We start from the raw sequence: 17409 nt of genomic DNA, 5'->3' as shown, positions 1-17409 counted from the left end.
GTGTGGAAGTCCCTCACATCCGGAAGACGCCGAACTGGGGGTCACCCAGCGGCGCGTTGGCGCAGGCGGTCAGGGCCAGTCCCAGCACCTGACGGGTCTCCAGGGGATCGATGACCCCGTCGTCCCACAGGCGGGCCGTCGCGTAGTAAGCGTTCCCCTGACGCTCGTACTGCGCACGGATCGGGTCCTTGAAGCTTTCTTCCTCCGAGGCGGCCCATTGCTCGCCGCGCGCCTCCAACTGGTCCCGCTTGACGGTCGCGAGGACCGAGGCGGCCTGCTCGCCGCCCATGACCGAGATCTTGGCGTTGGGCCACATCCACAGGAAGCGGGGGGAGTAGGCCCGGCCGCACATGGAGTAGTTCCCGGCGCCGTAGGACCCGCCGACGACGACGGTCAGCTTGGGCACGCGCGTGCAGGCGACGGCCGTGACCATCTTGGCGCCGTGCTTGGCGATGCCGCCCGCCTCGTAGTCCTTGCCGACCATGAAGCCGGAGATGTTCTGGAGGAAGAGCAGCGGGATGCCGCGCTGGTCGCACAGCTCGATGAAGTGGGCGCCCTTCTGGGCGGACTCCGAGAAGAGGATGCCGTTGTTGGCGACGATGCCGACCGGGTGGCCGTGGATCCGGGCGAAGCCGGTGACCAGGGTCTGCCCGAACTCGGCCTTGAACTCCGAGAAGCGGGAGCCGTCGGTGATACGGGCGATGATCTCGCGGACGTCGTAGGGGGTGCGGGAATCGACGGGAACGGCGCCGTAGAGGCCGTAGGGGTCGACCTTGGGCTCCTCCGCGGGCTCCACGGACCAGGGCAGCGGCCCGCGCGGGGGCAGGGTCGCGGCGATGTTCCGCACGATCCGCAGGGCGTGGGCGTCGTCCTCGGCGAGGTGGTCGGTGACACCGGAGACCCGGGAGTGCACCTCGCCGCCGCCCAGCTCCTCGGCGGTGACGACCTCACCGGTGGCGGCCTTCACCAGCGGGGGCCCGCCGAGGAAGATCGTGCCCTGGTTCCGGACGATGACGGCCTCGTCGCTCATCGCGGGCACATACGCCCCGCCGGCGGTGCAGGAACCGAGGACGGCGGCGATCTGCGGGATGCCCGCGCCGGACATCCGGGCCTGGTTGAAGAAGATCCGCCCGAAGTGCTCGCGGTCGGGGAAGACCTCGTCCTGCATCGGCAGGAAGGCACCCCCGGAGTCCACGAGGTACAGACACGGCAGCCGGTTCTCCAGGGCCACCTCCTGGGCCCGCAGATGCTTCTTCACCGTCATCGGGTAGTACGTCCCGCCCTTGACGGTCGCGTCATTGGCGACGATCACGCACTCACGCCCGCTGACCCGCCCGATCCCGGCGATGACACCGGCGGCCGGTGCCTGCCCCTCGTACATCCCGTCGGCGGCGAGGGGGGCGAGCTCCAGGAAGGGGGAACCGGGATCGAGGAGGTGGTCGACCCTCTCGCGCGGCAGCAGCTTGCCGCGCGCGGTGTGCCGGGCCCGTGCCTTCTCACCGCCGCCGAGCCGGGCCGCGGCGAGCTTGTCGCGCAGCTCCTCGACGAGCTTTCGGTGGCCCCGCTCATTGGCCCGCCAGGCCTCCGACGCGGGGTCCGCCGCGCTGTGAAGCTCCGGTGCCTGATCCATCCCGCGATCCCCTCACCTTGTTAATGAGCGTTAACGCATTTCCTCCAGGTTAACGAGCGCTAACCTCCCTGTCTAGAATTGCCTCCATGGCCACCAGAACCGACGCCCCCACCCGCCGCGAGCAGATCCTCAAGGAGGCCGCTCGACTCTTCGCCGAGCGTGGCTTCCACGGCGTCGGCGTGGACGAGATAGGAGCCGCGGTCGGCATCAGCGGACCGGGGCTGTACCGCCACTTCGCGGGCAAGGACGCGATGCTCGCGGAGCTGCTGGTGGGGATCAGCGAGCAGCTGCTCAGGGGCGCCAGGCGCCGGCTGGCGGAGGTCGACGGGGGCTCGGCGCGGGACGTCCTCGACTCCCTGATCGAGGGCCACATCGACTTCGCCCTGGACGACCGGCCCCTGATCACGCTGCACGACCGGGAGCTGGACCGGCTGCGGGACAGCGACCGCAAGCTCGTGCGCCAGCTCCAGCGGCAGTACGTCGAGCTGTGGGTGGAGGTGGTGCGCGAGGTGTACCCGGCGCTGACGGAGCCCACGGCCCGCTCGGCGGTGCACTCGGTGTTCGGCCTGCTGAACTCCACCCCGCACCTGGGCCGCCCGGGGTCCCTGCCGGGCCGCGGCGCCACGGCCGAGCTGCTGCACCGCATGGCCCGGGGCGCCTTCGGAGCCGCGGGGACGGAGTGACAGAGGCGGGGGGCGATGGGTGGCTCGCCCCCCGCCGGCGGGTCAGGTCGCGGTGCGAACGGCCACGACCCGGTCCGTGAAGCGGAGCCGGACCGGCATCCCCTCCGCGCCGGTCCGGTGTGATCATGGTGCCGACCCGGCCGCCCCCATGGCCAGGGGGAGCACGTCCCGTCTCGCAGTGGGACATCGGCCACACCGATGACCAGGAATGACGCAGACGTCATGGGACAAGCCTGGGAGGGTGGAGCAGGCCGTCACGGGGGTGGATGCCATGAGCGGACGGGAGTTGGCCACCGCGCTGCGGGCTCTGAAGGACCGCAGCGGGCTCGGCTACCGGGCACTGGGACAGCGGATCTTCATCAGCGGCTCCACCCTGCACCGGTACTGCACCGGCCTGGGGGTGCCGGGGGACTACGACATCGTCCTGCGGTTCGCCAAGGAGTGCGGGGCGGAGCCGGCCGAGCTCAACGACCTGCTGCGGTACTGGGAGGCGGCGACGGAGCGGGGGGCGGATTCCGGCCTCCCCGCGACCGAGCCGGCCGCGTCCACCGCGCCCTTCATCTCCGCCCCGATCGGCGCGCCCGCCGTGCCCATCGGTGCGGAGAGCTGGTCCCAGGCGCCGCTCCCGGTCCCTCCCGAGATGTTCGGCGTGACGATGAACAGCTTCAGCGGGGTCATGCCGGCGTTCCGGGTGGGCGCGGTGCGGCTGTGGGACAGCGAGACCCGCTGGTCCCAACTGGAGCCCGCGCGGGGCGTGTTCGACTTCACCACCCTCGACCGGCTGCTCGACGGCGCCGAACGCCACGGCCTGCCGGTGACCTTCGTCTTCGGCGGTACGCCCGGCTGGGCCGCGCCGAACGGCCGCAAGGCCGCCTACCGGGAGGACTGCCGGGCCGCCCCGCCGGACGACCTGGCCGACTGGGACGCCTTCGTGCACGCCGTGATGCGGCACGCGGGCCACCGTATCGACGCGTACGAGCCGTGGATCACGGCCAACCACGGACACCACTACAACGGCGATGTGGCGACGCTCGTCGAGATGACGCGGCGCGCGAGCGGCATCATCCGGCGGTACCGCCCGGACGCGACCGTGGTCTGTCCCTCGATCACCGACCTGTGGGACGACGCGTCGCACGCGTACCTGCTGCGCTTCGCCGAGGCGGGCGCGTACCAGTACTGCGACGCGGCGGCCGTCAACCTCTTCCAACGCGGCGTCACCGATCCGCCGGAGACCATGCTGGAGATCGTCCGCAAGGTCGAGCGGACCTTCCAGCTCGCGGGGTACCACCTGCCGCTGTGGAGCACGGGGACCACGCAGATGATCCAGCTGAACGACCCGCTGGACCCGGACACCGCGGCGAACCACGCGGTCCGCTTCTATCTGACGGGGCTGTACTCCAGGCTCGTGGAGCGGATGTACTTCTACGCCTGGGGGAACGGCAAGATCCCCCTGGTCGTCCAGGCCGAGGGCCAGGCCCCCACCAAGGCCGGCCGCCATGTCGAGCGGCTCCAGCGGTGGCTCGCCCACGCCGAGATCCGCTCCTGCGGCCGCGGGGCGGAGATCGGGCTGCCCGGGAACGTCTGGCAGTGCGAGGTCCTCGCCCCCGACGAGCACGGCACCCCGCGTCCCGCCCGCATCCGCTGGACCCTGTCCGGCGCGGCGGACGTCCCGGCGGGCGCGGGCGCGTACCGCGTCGAGCACCTCGACGGCACCGCCCATGAGACCGGCTCCGAGGACGCCCTACGGATCACCGAGGAGCCGCTGCTCGTCCGGTACCGCTGAGCGGGCGTGACGAGCGTTACGGACGGGTGCCTCTGGACGGTCGTCCCTACCGGCCGGTACCTTTGTCTGAGCAAGCGCTTAGACAACAGACTCAGAGCCAGGTGGAGGTGGCGCGGTGCGCCGTACGGTGTTCAACGAGGATCACGAGGCGTTCCGGGAGACCCTCCGGGCCTTCATCGAGGCCGAGGTCGTCCCCGTCTACGACGAGTGGTTCGCCGCGGGCCAGGCGCCGCGCGACTTCTACTACAAGCTCGCCGAGCTCGGCGTCTTCGGTATCCGTGTCGACGAGGAGTTCGGCGGCGCCGGCATCGACTCGTACAAGTTCGAGGCGGTGATGTACGAGGAGACCGCGCGCGCGGGTGTGCAGTTCGGCGGCTCCGGTGTGCACGTGCTGCTCGGCCTGCCGTACATCAAGATGCTCGCCACCGACGAGCAGAAGAAGCGCTTCCTGCCGAAGTTCGTCTCCGCCGAGGAGATGTGGGCCCTCGCGATGACCGAGCCGGGCACCGGCTCCGACCTCGCGGGCATGAAGACCACCGCCAAGCTCAGCGAGGACGGCACGCACTACGTCCTCAACGGCTCCAAGACCTTCATCACCGGGGGTGTCCACGCCGACCGCGTGATCGTCTGCGCCCGCACCTCCGCGCCCACCGCCGAGGACCGCCGTCACGGCATCTCCCTGTTCGCGGTGGACACCAAGTCCGAGGGCTACTCCATCGGCCGCAAGCTCGACAAGCTCGGCCTGAAGACCTCCGACACCGCCGAGCTGGCGTTCGTCGACGTGAAGGTCCCCGTCGAGGACCTCCTCGGCGAGGAGAACAAGGGCTTCTACTACCTCGGCCACAACCTGGCCTCCGAGCGCTGGGGCATCGCCTTCGGCGCCTACGCGCAGGCCAAGGCCGCCGTGCGGTTCGCCAAGGAGTACGTCCAGGAGCGCACCGTCTTCGGCAAGCCGGTCGCCTCCTTCCAGAACACCAAGTTCGAGCTGGCCTCCTGCCAGGCCGAGGTGGACGCGGCCGAGGCCGTCGTGGACCGCGCCCTGGAGGCCCTGGACGCGGGCGAGCTGACCCCCGCCGAGGCCGCCAGCGCCAAGCTGTTCGCCACCGAGGTCGCGCACCGTGTGATCGACCGCTGCCTCCAGCTGCACGGCGGCTACGGCTTCATGAACGAGTACCCGATCGCCCGCCTGTACGCGGACAACCGCGTCAACCGCATCTACGGCGGCACCAGCGAGATCATGAAGACGATCATCGCCAAGGACATGGGTCTGTAAGGTTCCCGAAATTACTGACCAGTAGAAATGACTGCATGAGTCAGGCACTTCAGGATCTCCTCGATCTGCTCGACCTCGAGCAGATCGAGGAGAACATCTTCCGCGGCCAGTCCCGGCCCGCCATCGTCCCCCGTGTCTTCGGCGGTCAGGTCGCGGCCCAGGCGCTCGTCGCCGCGGGGCGGACGGTCCCCGAGGACCGCCTCGCCCACTCCCTGCACGCGTACTTCCTGCGTGCCGGGGACCCGGGCGCGCCCATCGTGTACACGGTCGACCGCATGAACGACGGCCGTTCCTTCACCACCCGCCGGGTGGTCGCGGTCCAGCACGGGCAGCCCATATTCGCCCTGTCGGCGTCCTTCCAGAAGTACGAGGAGGGCTTCGACCACCAGGCCCCGATCCCGGCCGCCCCCGATCCGGCCACCCTCCCCACCTCGCAGGAGCGGCTGCGCGGCTACGACCACATCGCCCCGGACGTCATCGAGAAGTTCCTCGAAGCCCGCGAGGCGATCGACCTGCGCTATGTCGACGAGCCGCCGTACGGCAGGTTCGGCGAGCCCCGCGAACCGCACTCGCAGGTCTGGTTCCGCACCAACGGCAAGCTGGCCGACGACCCGCTCCTGCACGTCGTCCTCGCCACCTACGTCTCCGACATGACCCTCCTCGACTCGGTCCTCCTCGCGCACGGCCGCGGCGGCTGGGCGGTCAACGACGTCGTGGGCGCCTCCCTCGACCACGCGATGTGGTTCCACCGGCCCTTCCGCGCCGACGAATGGCTCCTGTACGACCAGGAGTCGCCGTCCGCGTACGGCGGCCGCGGTCTCGGCCAGGCGCGCATCTACACACAGGACGGGAAGCTCGCCATCTCGGTGATCCAGGAAGGCGTGGTCCGCGCACCCCGGCCGCGCTGATCGGCGACACTGAGGGGCATGGCGCAAGCGGTAGAGAACAGCGGCGGCGAGTCCACCTTCACGGTCGTCGTCGCCGCCGTCGCCAATCTGGGGATCGCGGTCGCCAAGGCGGTCGCGGGTGTGATCAGCGGCTCCAGCGCGATGCTCTCCGAGGCCGCGCACTCCGTCGCCGACACCGTCACCGAGGTACTGCTCCTCACCGCCCTCAAACGGAGCGAGAAGCCCGCCGACGAGGAACACCCGCTCGGCTACGGCCCCGAGCGGTACATCTGGGCCATGCTCGCCGCCGTCGCCACCTTCGTCGGCGGCGCGGTCTTCTCCCTCTACGACGGGATCCACACCCTCGTCGCGGGCGAGGAACTCGGCGACCCGCTCGTGTCGTACGTCGTGCTGGGCGTCGCCTTCCTGCTGGAGGGCTACTCGCTGCGGACCGGCGTGCGGCAGGCGCGCGGTGAGGCGGCCCGCTTCCAGGCGCCCTTCAAGGTCTATCTGCGCCACACCCCCGACACCGCCGTGAAGGCCGTCGTCCTGGAGGACTCGGCCGCGCTCGTCGGACTCGTGCTCGCCGCGGGCGGACTGCTCGGCGGCCAGCTCACCGGCTCCGGGGTCTGGGACGGCGTCGCCTCGCTGCTCATCGGTCTGCTGCTGCTCTACGTGGCCTGGGTCCTCGGCCGCTCCAACGCCGAGCTGCTCATCGGCCGGCCGCTCCCCGGGCCGATGCGGGAGCGGATCCGGGCCGAGCTGCTGGCCGTGGCGGAGATCGAGGCCGTACTCGAACTGACGACGCTCGTGCAGGGCCCGCGCGAGGCCCTCGTGGCCGCCAAGGTGGACTTCCGGGACGTGTCCACGGCGGCCGAGATCGAGTGGGCCTGCGAGCGGGCCGAGCAGCGGTTGCGGGCGGTGTTCCCGGGGGTGAGCCGGGTGTATCTGGACCCGACGCCTACGCCAGGCCTGCCTCCGCCAGGAGGTACGCCGTGAGCGGGTCGTAGTAGCGGGGGCTGAGGACGTGGTCGTCGAGGGGGACCGTCACCTGGACGGTGCCCTCGGCCTCGGCGAGGAAGAGCGCCGGGTCGTTGCAGTCGGCGTAACCGACGGAGTCGACGCCGTGCTGACCGGCGTAACCGGCCCACCCGTGGTCCGCGACCACGAGATCCGGCAGCGGACGGCCCTCGCGCTCAAGCCCCGTGAGGATGGCCTTCATCGGCTCCCCGGAGTGGGTGTGCCACAGCGTGGCGCCGTGCTCCAGGACCGCCACGTCCGCGAACTGCATGACGTATCCCTCGTCCGTCTGGAGTCCCTCCGGGATGACGACGATCTCGCAGCCGGCGGTCCGCAGCGCGGCGGCGGTGGAGTGGTGCACTTCGAGGAGGCCGCCGGGGTGACCGGTGGCGAACAGGACGCGCTGGCGGCCGTCGGCGGCCTTCCGCAGCCGCGCCGCCATGCGGTCCAGGCCGTCCACGGTCAGCTCGGGGTCGATGGTGTCCTGGCCGTACCGGTACTCGGGGTCGTCGTTGACACCCACCCGCTCCGCCATCACCGCGAGCACGTCCTGCTCGTCGGTCCAGCGGTCGCCGAGCTCCAGGCCGAGCCAGAAGTTGCGGACGCCGTTCGCCAGCTGGCGGTAGTGGGAGAGGTTGTTCTCGCGGGGCGTCGCGACATCGCCCGCGATGCGGGTCCGTACGAGGTGGTCGACGAGCTCGGCGCGGCTGGGGGTCCCGGGTATCGGCATGGTGCCCATTGTGAGGCAGGCGGCGGTGGGCGTGCCGGATGTACCGGACGCTGGGACGCGGGTCACTGCCGCGGGTCCTGGCTCAGCGCGAACCACAACTCCATGCGTACGTCCGGGTCGTCCAGGTCCGTGTCCAGCAGGGACGCGCAGCGGGCGACGCGTTGGCGGACGGTGTTGCGGTGCACGGCCAGGGCCACGGCGGTGCGGTCCCAACTGCCGTGCAGGGACAGCCAGGTGCGCAGGGTGTCGGTGAGGGCGGGGATGTCCGCGATGGGGGCGAGCAGGGCACGCGCGTGTGCCTCGGCCTCGTCGTGCGGGACGAGGGCGGCGAGTCCTGGGCGGGCGCCGTGGCGGACGAGTTCGCCGCGGGTCGCCCGGGCGCGGGCGAGGGCACGGGCGGCCTGGGTGTCCGCGGCCGGCCACTCGTGCGGGCTCGCCGGCGCGCTGACGCCGAGGGTCCAGCCGGGCTGTGGTCGCGGCTCGCGGTCGGCCGGGACCAGGACGCGTACGACGTCCCGCGCGAGGTCGACGAGCGGCGAGCCGAGCGCGGCGCCCAGCGCGGAGGCGGCGACCGCGTCGGGTGCGTGCGCGTCGGGACGGGCGTGCACGACGACCCACCGCTCGGCCCCCAGCAGCACGGCCACGTCCTCCGGCGGGGCGCCCAGCAGCACCCGTACCAGCGCGGACGACCGAGCCGCCCCCGAACCGCTCTGGTGCTCACCGGTGAGCAGCGAGAGCAGCACGGCGGCGACGGAGGCGATGGTGTGATCGCCGGGCACCCCCTGGGGCGAGGCGACCCCGAGCACGAACCCCTGCCCGGCCCCGAGGGCGTAGGCGGCGAGGTGGGTGCCGGCGACGGTGTCGGTGGCGGAGGCGGGGGCGGGAGTGGGGCGGCCGGGAGGTGTGGGGGAGGACGGGCTCACCGACGCGGCCGAGCCGCCTGTCCGCGAGGGCGCGCCGGCCGTCCGTGAGGGCGCGCCGCCTGTCCGTGAGGGCGCGCCGCCTGTCCGGCCCCCGGTCCCTGGTCGTACGACCTCCGCCAGCTCCGCCAGACCCGCGGTCACCGCATCCCCCGGCTCCCGCCCCGCCACCGCCAGTTCGGGTCCCTCCGGGCCGTACAGCACCGCCCATCCGCTCACCCGCTGGGCCAGTTGCCGCAGTACCGAGGGCACCGGGTCCGGGCGGGAGGCGGCGGCGGCGAGGCTCTGCTGGGCCTCCGTCACGCGGCGGAGTTCGGCGAGGCGGGCCTGGGCCATGAGCTGCCAGACCGCGCGGGCCACGCCGGAGAAGGTGGTCTGGGGCGGGACCTCGATCAGGGGGAGTTCGTACGCGTCGCAGGCCGCCACCAGGGCTCGCGGGACCGTGTCGTGGACCGGTGCCACGCCGAAGCCCAGCGCCGCGCCGCCCGCCGCCACGATCCGCGAGACGTAGTCGTCGAAGTACGCCCCCGATCCCGCCGCCTCCGGGACGTGGACGCCCGCCGTCAGCAGCAGCTCGCCGCCCAGCAGATACGGATACGGGTCCGCCATCTCCGAGGTGTGCGCCCAGTGGATCACCGTGGCCGGATCGGAGGGGCCCGCGATCTGCCGCAGGGCGAGGTCCTCGCGGGCCAGGAGTGCCGCGAGGGGCACAGGGGGAGTGGGCGGAACGGAGGGGTCCGGCATGGTGTGCATTTCCTCCATGCGGCGCGGTTCGAATGGATGAAACCTACACTTCGCGGCCGCTTTCCGGCCACCTAGTGTCAATGCTCGACACCCGCCGGCGAGAACGCGCGAAGGAGGGCCCAGTGGCCGTCGACTACACAGTGATCGTCATCTACCTGGCCGGCATGCTGGCCATGGGCTGGTGGGGCATGCGCCGCGCCAAGTCCAAGAGCGAGTTCCTCGTCGCCGGTCGGCGCCTCGGGCCCGCCATGTACTCCGGGACCATGGCCGCCATCGTCCTCGGCGGCGCCTCCACCATCGGCGGCGTGGGACTGGGCTACCAGTACGGACTCTCCGGCGCCTGGATGGTCTTCACCATCGGCCTCGGGCTCCTCGCCCTCTCCGTCTTCTTCTCCGCGCGCATCGCCCGCCTCAAGGTCTACACCGTCTCCGAGATGCTCGACCTGCGCTACGGCGGCCGGGCCGGCGTCATCTCCGGCCTGGTCATGTGGGCGTACACCCTCATGCTCGCGGTCACCTCGACCATCGCGTACGCCACGATCTTCGACGTCCTCTTCGACATGAACCGGACCGTCGCGATCGTCCTCGGCGGCTCGATCGTCGTCGCCTACTCGACGCTCGGCGGCATGTGGTCGATCACCCTCACCGACATGGTCCAGTTCGTGGTGAAGACCATCGGCGTGCTGCTCCTGCTGCTGCCCATCGCCGTCGTCAAGGCCGGTGGCTTCAGCGAGATGAAGGCCAAGCTGCCCACCGAGTACTTCGACCCGCTGGGCATCGGCGGCGAGACGATCTTCACCTACGTGCTGATCTACACCTTCGGCATGCTCATCGGGCAGGACATCTGGCAGCGCGTCTTCACCGCCCGCAGCGACAAGACCGCCAAGTGGGGCGGCACGGTCGCGGGCACCTACTGTCTCGTCTACGCCCTCGCCGGAGCCGTCATCGGTACCGCGGCCAAGGTGCTCTACCCCAACCTGGCCAGCGCGGACGACGCCTTCGCGACCATCGTCAAGGACGAACTCCCCATGGGCGTACGGGGCCTGGTGCTCGCCGCCGCGCTCGCGGCCGTCATGTCGACGTCCTCCGGCGCGCTGATCGCCTGCGCGACCGTGGCCAACAACGACATCTGGTCCCGGCTGCGAGGGGCCGTACGGCCCGACGGGGACGACCACGACGAGGTCAGGGGCAACCGCGCCTTCATCCTCGTCATGGGCCTCGCCGTCATCGGCACGGCGATCGCGCTCAACAACGTCGTCGAGGCGCTGACGGTGGCGTACAACCTGCTCGTCGGCGGACTCCTCGTCCCGATCCTCGGCGGACTGCTGTGGCGGCGCGGCACGGTGTACGGCGCCCTCGCCTCCGTCATCGTGGGCGGACTGGCCGTGATCGGGCTGATGGCCGGCTACGGCATCCTCGCCAACGAGCCCATCTACTACGGCCTGCTGTCCTCCCTCGCCGTGTACGTGGTCGTCTCCCTGGCCACCCCGGCGACCGACGCCGCCGTACTCGAAGCCTGGCGCGAGCGTCTCGCGGGACGCGACGCCTCCGAACTCGTGTCCGAACCGGTTCCGGCTCCCCAGTAGAGTCGTAGGCATACGTACAAAGACGTACATACGCGATGAAGCGTAGGAAAGAAGGCAGTGCCCCCATGAGCAGCAACGAGACGCCCCGCGGCCCCGTCGACTCCTCCCGCGTCCCGCGGTACGCCGGACCCGCGACCTTCGCCCGGCTGCCCCGCCTCGACGAGGTCGGCCGCGCCGATGTCGCCGTCGTGGGCGTGCCGTTCGACTCGGGCGTCTCCTACCGGCCGGGCGCCCGCTTCGGCGGCAACGCGATCCGCGAGGCGTCCCGGCTGCTGCGCCCCTACAACCCGGCGCAGGACGCGTCCCCCTTCGCGCTGGCGCAGGTGGCCGACGGCGGCGACATCGCGGTGAACCCGTTCAACATCCACGAGGCCGTCGAGACGATCGAGGCCGCCGCCGACGACCTGCTCGGCACCGGCGCGCGCCTCATGACCCTCGGCGGCGACCACACCATCGCGCTGCCGCTGCTGCGCTCGGTCGCCAAGAAGCACGGTCCGGTGGCGCTGCTGCACTTCGACGCGCACCTCGACACCTGGGACACCTACTTCGGCGCCGAGTACACGCACGGCACCCCCTTCCGCCGGGCGGTGGAGGAGGGCATCCTCGACACCGAGGCGCTCTCCCACGTCGGTACGCGCGGTCCGCTGTACGGCAAGCAGGACCTCACCGACGACGAGAAGCTCGGCTTCGGCATCGTGACGTCGTCGGACGTCTACCGGCGCGGTGCCGACGAGGTCGCCGACCAGCTGCGGCAGCGCATCGGTGACCGTCCCCTCTACATCTCCATCGACATCGACTGCCTGGACCCGGCCCACGCGCCCGGCACCGGCACGCCCGAGGCCGGCGGCATGACCTCCCGTGAGCTCCTGGAGGTCCTGCGCGGGCTCGCGTCCTGCAACCTGGTCTCGGCCGACGTCGTCGAGGTGGCCCCCGCGTACGATCACGCGGAGATCACGTCGGTGGCCGCGTCCCACACGGCGTACGAACTGACCACGATCATGTCCCGGCAGATCGCGGCGGCCCGGAAGGACTCGGAAGCGAAGTGACTCACGACCACGACCTGGTGCTCCGCCCGACGGAGGCGCAGACTTCCGCTGCTCTCAACCCTCCTCCCGGCCGCAACGGCGGAGACCTGGTCGTGGAGACGCTCGCCGCCCTCGGCACCACGACCGTCTTCGGCCTGCCCGGCCAGCACGCGCTCGGCATGTTCGACGCGCTGCGGCGCTCCAATCTCAGGTACATCGGTCTGCGGGTGGAGAACAACGCCGGGTTCGCCGCGGACGCGTACGGCCGGATCACCGGCGAGGCGGCACCGCTGCTGCTGTCGACGGGGCCGGGAGCGCTGACGTCCCTGGCCGCGCTCCAGGAGGCGGCGGCCGCCTCCGCGCCCGTGCTGGCGATCAGCAGCCAGATCCCGACGGCGGGGCTGGGCGGCGGCAGGCACGGCTATCTCCATGAACTCCCGGACCAGGCGGCCTCGTTCAGGGGCGTGGTGAAGTCGGTCCACACCGTGCGCACCCAGTCCCAGATCCCCTCCGCGATCGAGGCGGCCTGGAAGTCGGCGCTGACCGCCCCGCACGGGCCGGTGTGGGTGGAGATCCCGCAGGACGTGCTGCTCGCCGAGACGTCGATCCCGGTGGTGACGGGCGGCGACGCGTTCCCGGAGGAGTTGCCCCCGCGCCCCGAACTGACGGCGGTGGCAGCCGACTTGCTGTCGAAGGCGGCCCGTCCGGCGATCATCGCGGGCGGAGGAGTCGTACGAGCGGACGCGTCCGGCAAGCTGAAGCAGCTGGCCGAGGTGTTGCGGGCCCCCGTGGTCACCACGCCCGGCGGCAAGGGCGCCTTCCCCTGGGAGCATCCGCTGTCGCTCCAGTCCTGGATCGAGGACCGGCACACGACCGACTTCCTGGAGGACGCCGACGTCCTGCTGGTCGTCGGCTCCGGGCTCGGTGAACTCTCCTCGAACTACCACACGTTCAAGCCGCGCGGCCGGGTCATCCAGATCGAGGCGGACCTCGGCAAGCTGGAGTCCAATCACCCGGCGCTGGGCATCCACGCGGATGCGCGACTGGCGTTGCAGGCGCTGCTGGAGACGGTGGGCGAACGGACCGACGAAGGGGCTCCGGAACGCGTCCGTGAGCTGCTGGCCCGCGTTTCGGACCGTATCGCCTCCCAGGAACTCACTCTGGAACAGGACGTGTTGGCGTCCGTCCGCAAGGCGCTGCCCGCCGACTCCCCGTCCTTCTGGGACATGACGATCCTCGCGTACTGGGCCTGGTCGGCCTTCGACGCCAAGGGCCCCAACCACATGCACTCCGCCCAGGGCGCCGGCGGCCTCGGCTACGGCTTCCCGGCGGCTCTTGGCGGAGCGGTGGCGGATCCGACGCGGCCGGTGCTGGCGGTGTCCGGCGACGGCGGGGCGCTGTACTCGATCGCCGAGCTGGCGACGGCACGGCAGTACGACCTCAACGTCACCTGGCTGATCGTCGACGACGGCGGTTACGGCATCCTGCGCGAGTACATGACCGACGCGTTCGGCGAGGCGACGGCGACCGAGCTGACGCGGCCGGACTATGTGGCGCTGGCCGAGTCGTTCGGGGTGCCGGGGGTGCGGACCACGCCGGAGACGCTGGAGGCGGACCTGGCGAAGGCGCTGGGGGAGCCGGGGCCGTCGGTGGTCGTGCTCCCGGCGGTGCTGCGGATGTTCGCGGCGACGCACCTGGAGAGCTGACCCGTACCGCGGGTGTGGGGCCCCTGCGGTACGGGCCGTCGGCTGGGCGACCGCGCTGCTACCAGATCGCCTCGACCCACTCCGGGTGGTCGATGAACGGGTTGCGGTTGTGCTGGTAGGTGTCGTAGATGACCTGGTTGCGCCGCTCCTCGAAGGCGCTCGGCGGGTCCGCCTCGTTCCAGGCCTTCAGAACGGCGAGCTTGCCCATGTACGGGTTGCTGCCGTTGCCGACACTCTCGTTGGGCTCCAGGTCGGGCCAGCCGTCGTCGCCCTCGTAGCGGACGGCCATGTAGAGGATGATGCGGGCCACGTCGCCCCGGTCCGCGGCGCGCGGCGCGAAGGAGTCGGAGTCGACGGTGCTGCCACCGCCGTTGGCGACGGAGCTGCCGCCGTTGTCGAAGTCCAGGTTGCCGCGGATGCTGTTGACCTGGACGTCGCAGGCGCGCAGGTGGTGCAGGTCGGTGCCCGGGCCGATCGCCTCGCCGAAGTCCCCGTGCGACTTGGCCCAGGTGTGCTCACGGTTCCAGTTGCCGACGGCGCCGCCGTTGAGGGACTTGCTGCGCGAGACGCCGCTGTAGAGCAGGAGCACGTTGCTGGTGTTGTTCGGGTCCTGGTCGGTGACCTTGAGCGCGTCCCAGACCGCGGAGTACGAGATCTTCGACTGGCTGCTGATGATCGTGTGCAGCGAGGACTTCAGGCTCGTACCGGTCTTGCCGATCGCGTTCTTGTAGTACGTCGAGTCGTATGCCGTGGTGGTGGCCGCCGCAGGGGTCGCGGCCAGGGTGGGAGCGGTGAGGCCGACGAGTACGGCCGAGATCGCGAGCGCCAGGGATTTCGCGCGGCGCGTGCGTATGGGAGTCACGGGCATCGGGGGGTGTCCGTTCTACGCGTGTTGAATGGAGCGGGCAATCGGGAGCGTGACATGGACATGCGTTCCTGTAAATGGCCGGTAGATGTCGATCACGTGACCGGAAACGGCATATCGCCCCGCATCTACGCGAGTTGACATACCAAAACGCCCCCCGGCCTTTCGGTCAGGGGGCGTTGTGAGGGCGAAGCGTCAGTCGACGTCAGACGGGTCGAGACGGTAGACCGTGGACGTGTTCGATGTGTTCGACGAGTCGGGCGAATCCGAAGAGCTGGACGAACCGGACGTGCTCGACGTCGAATTCGAGCTGTATTCGCTCTCCTTCACCGCCGCGCCGTTCTTCTGCACCCACTCGGTGACCTCGGTGCCGAGGCTGGAACCCCCGCCGGGGCCGCCGCCCATGCCGCCGCTGCCGAGCTGGATGTAGTGCAGCTTGCCCGCCTTCACCAGCTCCTTCAGCTTGGCCAGGGTCATCGCCTGGTCGGAGCCGGACCAGCCCCACATCGAGATGACCGGCTCACCGCTGCTCATGATGAGCTGCGCGGCGCTCTGCGAACTGGACACGGCGAGCAGCCAGGTGGCGCCGTCCTGGTGCTTCTTCAGGTACGAGATGAGCTCGCTGCTCGCACCGCCGCCGCCCACGCCCCCACCGCCGCCGCCCATGCCGCCGGGGCCGCCCTCGCTGTTCTGGGTGTTCCGGGTGTCGCCCGAAGTGCCGTTCTCGCCGGTGCCGTCGGGGGGCGTACCCCCGCCGGGCGCCTCGCCGTTCTGGCCGGCGCCCGGGAAGCCGCCCTCGGCCTGACCGCCGGCCTGGCCGCCCTCCCGGGTGCCGCCAGGACCACCGCCGGTGCCGCCACCGGGCATCCCGCCCCGGCCGCCACCGCCCCCGCCGAAGCCGCCGCTGCCCGTGGCGGGCCCGGCCGTCGGGTTCGTACCGCCCATGCCGCCGCCCGAACCGGACGGCACCGACCAGGCGTACGCCGCCGGACCGGCCACCGAGGCGACGACCGCCGCGGCGAGGGAGGCCGCCAGCAGACGTGCCCTCGTGCCGTCGCCGCCGGACCGGAAGACCAGCAGGCCCACGATCGCCAGCGCCATGACGACGAGGATCGCCGGCCACAGCCAGGTGTTCCAGCCGGAGGCGCGGCGCAGCAGCACCGCCGCCCAGATCGCCGTGACCGCGAGGCCGAGCGGCAGCACCCAGGCCCAGCGCTTGTCGGCGCGGAAGGCGCGCAGCAGCATCACACCGCCGCCTCCGCACAGGGCCGCGATGCCCGGGGCGAGCGCGGTCGTGTAATACGGATGCATGGTGCCCTCGGCCATGGCGAAGGTCAGGTAGTGCAGGGCGGTCCAGCCGCCCCACATCACCAGCGCGGCCCGGGTCATGTCGGTGCGCGGGGCGCGGCCGCACAGGACCAGGCCGCCGATCAGGGCGATCGCCGCGAAGGGGAGCAGCCAGGAGATCTGGCCGCCGAGGATGTCGTTGAAGAGCCGGCCGATGCCCGCCGTACCGGAGAAGCCGCCGCCTCCGCCGCCACCGCCTCCGCCGTTGCCCTCGCCGCCGAGGATCCGGCCCAGGCCGTTGTAGCCCATGATCAGGTTCCAGGCGGTGCCGTCCGTCGAGCCGCCGATGTAGGGGCGGGAGTCGGCCGGGACCAGGGAGACCGCGGCCGCCCACCAGAAGCTGGAGATCGCCAGGACCACGCCCGCGAGCAGCAGGTTGACGATCCGCTTCACCAGCTTCGGCCTGGCGGCGTACAGGTAGACCGCGAAGACGATCGGCAGCGGGATGTAGCCCTGGAGCATCTTGGTGTTGAAGGCGAGGCCGAAGCAGGCCGCCGAGCCGAGCAGCGGCAGCAGCCTGCCGTCACGCGTGGCACGCAGCGCGAGGGCCGCTCCCGCCGCCATCAGGAACACCAGCAGCGTGTCGGGGTTGTTGTCCCGGTTGATGGCGACCGTGATCGGGGTGAGGGCGAGGACCAGCGCGGCGACCGTCGCCGCGACATGGCCCCACACGCGCTTCACGGACGTGTGCACGATCCAGATCGTCCCGAGGGCGGTCAGGATCATCGGCAGCATCATCTGCCAGGTGCCGAAGCCGAGGACCCGGCACGACAGGCCCATGACCATCAGCGCGAACGGCGGCTTGTCGACGGTGAGGAAGTTGCCCGCGTCCAGGGAGCCGAAGAACCACGCCTTCCAGCTCTGCGTACCGCTCAGCACGGCCGCGCTGTAGAAGCTGTTGAGGCCGGCTCCGGACAGGTTCCAGGAGTACAGGGCCGCCGCCAGGACCAGGATCGCGAGCAGCGCGGGGAGCGACCAGCGGGGCGCCTTGTCCGGGGTCGCTACGGGCGGGGCCGGCGGTGGCCGGTCGGTGGACGCGGCGGTGTCGGTCTGGGGGTGTGGATCGGTGGCAGATGTCACCCGGGCATGGTCCAGGCCCCGGGTGGGTGCGCGCTGTGCCGTACCTGGCGCTCTCCTGTGAATTCGCCAAGGGGAAGTAACGACTGGTACATCCGTTCCCCAACTCGTACAACCATTCCCTCGAACTCGT

At 71.2% G+C, this 17409-nt stretch carries 13 protein-coding genes; 8 read left to right on the top strand and 5 right to left on the bottom strand.

Annotation, left to right across the window (positions count from 1 at the left end):
* Positions 1-13: 13 nt before the first annotated feature.
* Complete coding sequence (locus tag ACFY0U_RS03960; RefSeq protein ID WP_388629742.1) at positions 14-1630, bottom strand: carboxyl transferase domain-containing protein; 1617 nt, start codon at positions 1628-1630, stop codon at positions 14-16.
* Between the two features lie 86 nt (positions 1631-1716).
* On the opposite strand from ACFY0U_RS03960, the gene ACFY0U_RS03955 reads away from it, so the two are divergent.
* The 5 genes from ACFY0U_RS03955 (at position 1717) to ACFY0U_RS03935 (ending at position 7255) form a co-directional block, all read left to right on the top strand.
* A complete protein-coding gene (locus ACFY0U_RS03955) occupies positions 1717-2313 on the top strand; it encodes a TetR/AcrR family transcriptional regulator (RefSeq protein WP_388629740.1) in 597 nt (198 codons plus the stop codon).
* Positions 2314-2584: 271 nt separating this feature from the next.
* Positions 2585-4096, top strand: coding sequence for a helix-turn-helix domain-containing protein (locus tag ACFY0U_RS03950; protein ID WP_388629737.1), 1512 nt, complete (start codon positions 2585-2587; stop codon positions 4094-4096).
* Between the two features lie 115 nt (positions 4097-4211).
* Positions 4212-5369 (top strand): acyl-CoA dehydrogenase family protein, encoded by a 1158-nt coding sequence (locus tag ACFY0U_RS03945; protein WP_171145572.1) that lies wholly within the window; start codon positions 4212-4214, stop codon positions 5367-5369.
* 35 nt (positions 5370-5404) lie between these two features.
* Entirely contained in the window at positions 5405-6277 is an 873-nt protein-coding gene (locus ACFY0U_RS03940; RefSeq protein ID WP_388629733.1) for an acyl-CoA thioesterase, read from the top strand.
* An 18-nt stretch (positions 6278-6295) separates the two neighbouring features.
* Entirely contained in the window at positions 6296-7255 is a 960-nt protein-coding gene (locus ACFY0U_RS03935; RefSeq protein WP_388629730.1) for a cation diffusion facilitator family transporter, read from the top strand.
* Here ACFY0U_RS03935 and ACFY0U_RS03930 read toward each other — a convergent pair.
* Together ACFY0U_RS03930 and ACFY0U_RS03925 are read right to left on the bottom strand one after the other, a co-directional pair.
* The gene (locus tag ACFY0U_RS03930) at positions 7218-8006 is read right to left on the bottom strand and encodes a phosphatase (RefSeq protein WP_388629727.1); all 789 of its coding nucleotides are present in this window, start codon (positions 8004-8006) and stop codon (positions 7218-7220) included. The two genes, ACFY0U_RS03935 and ACFY0U_RS03930, sit on opposite strands and share 38 nt — an antisense overlap.
* 62 nt (positions 8007-8068) lie before the next feature.
* A complete protein-coding gene (locus ACFY0U_RS03925; protein WP_388629724.1) occupies positions 8069-9670 on the bottom strand; it encodes a PucR family transcriptional regulator ligand-binding domain-containing protein in 1602 nt (533 codons plus the stop codon).
* A 122-nt stretch (positions 9671-9792) separates the two neighbouring features.
* Between ACFY0U_RS03925 and ACFY0U_RS03920 the strand changes: the two genes are divergently transcribed.
* From ACFY0U_RS03920 to ACFY0U_RS03910, 3 genes are all read left to right on the top strand, one after another.
* On the top strand, positions 9793-11256 hold the full coding sequence (locus ACFY0U_RS03920; protein ID WP_388629722.1) for a sodium:solute symporter: 1464 nt from the start codon (positions 9793-9795) through the stop codon (positions 11254-11256).
* Between the two features lie 65 nt (positions 11257-11321).
* On the top strand, positions 11322-12302 hold the full coding sequence (speB, locus tag ACFY0U_RS03915) for an agmatinase (protein WP_388629720.1): 981 nt from the start codon (positions 11322-11324) through the stop codon (positions 12300-12302).
* On the top strand, positions 12299-13987 hold the full coding sequence (locus ACFY0U_RS03910; RefSeq protein ID WP_388629718.1) for a thiamine pyrophosphate-binding protein: 1689 nt from the start codon (positions 12299-12301) through the stop codon (positions 13985-13987). The genes speB and ACFY0U_RS03910 overlap by 4 nt, the downstream gene beginning before the upstream one ends.
* A gap of 58 nt (positions 13988-14045) precedes the next feature.
* On the opposite strand, the gene ACFY0U_RS03905 is transcribed toward ACFY0U_RS03910, so the two are convergent.
* Positions 14046-14855 carry an endonuclease I family protein gene (locus tag ACFY0U_RS03905; protein ID WP_388629715.1) on the bottom strand — a complete coding sequence of 270 codons (810 nt, stop codon included), beginning with the start codon at positions 14853-14855 and terminating at the stop codon, positions 14046-14048.
* A 192-nt stretch (positions 14856-15047) separates the two neighbouring features.
* On the bottom strand, positions 15048-17279 hold the full coding sequence (locus ACFY0U_RS03900) for an ArnT family glycosyltransferase (protein WP_388629712.1): 2232 nt from the start codon (positions 17277-17279) through the stop codon (positions 15048-15050).
* Positions 17280-17409: the final 130 nt, after the last annotated feature.

The organism is Streptomyces sp. NPDC001536, from assembly GCF_042894505.1.
GTDB lineage: Bacteria > Actinomycetota > Actinomycetes > Streptomycetales > Streptomycetaceae > Streptomyces.
This window is presented reverse-complemented; position numbering and strand designations above follow the sequence as displayed.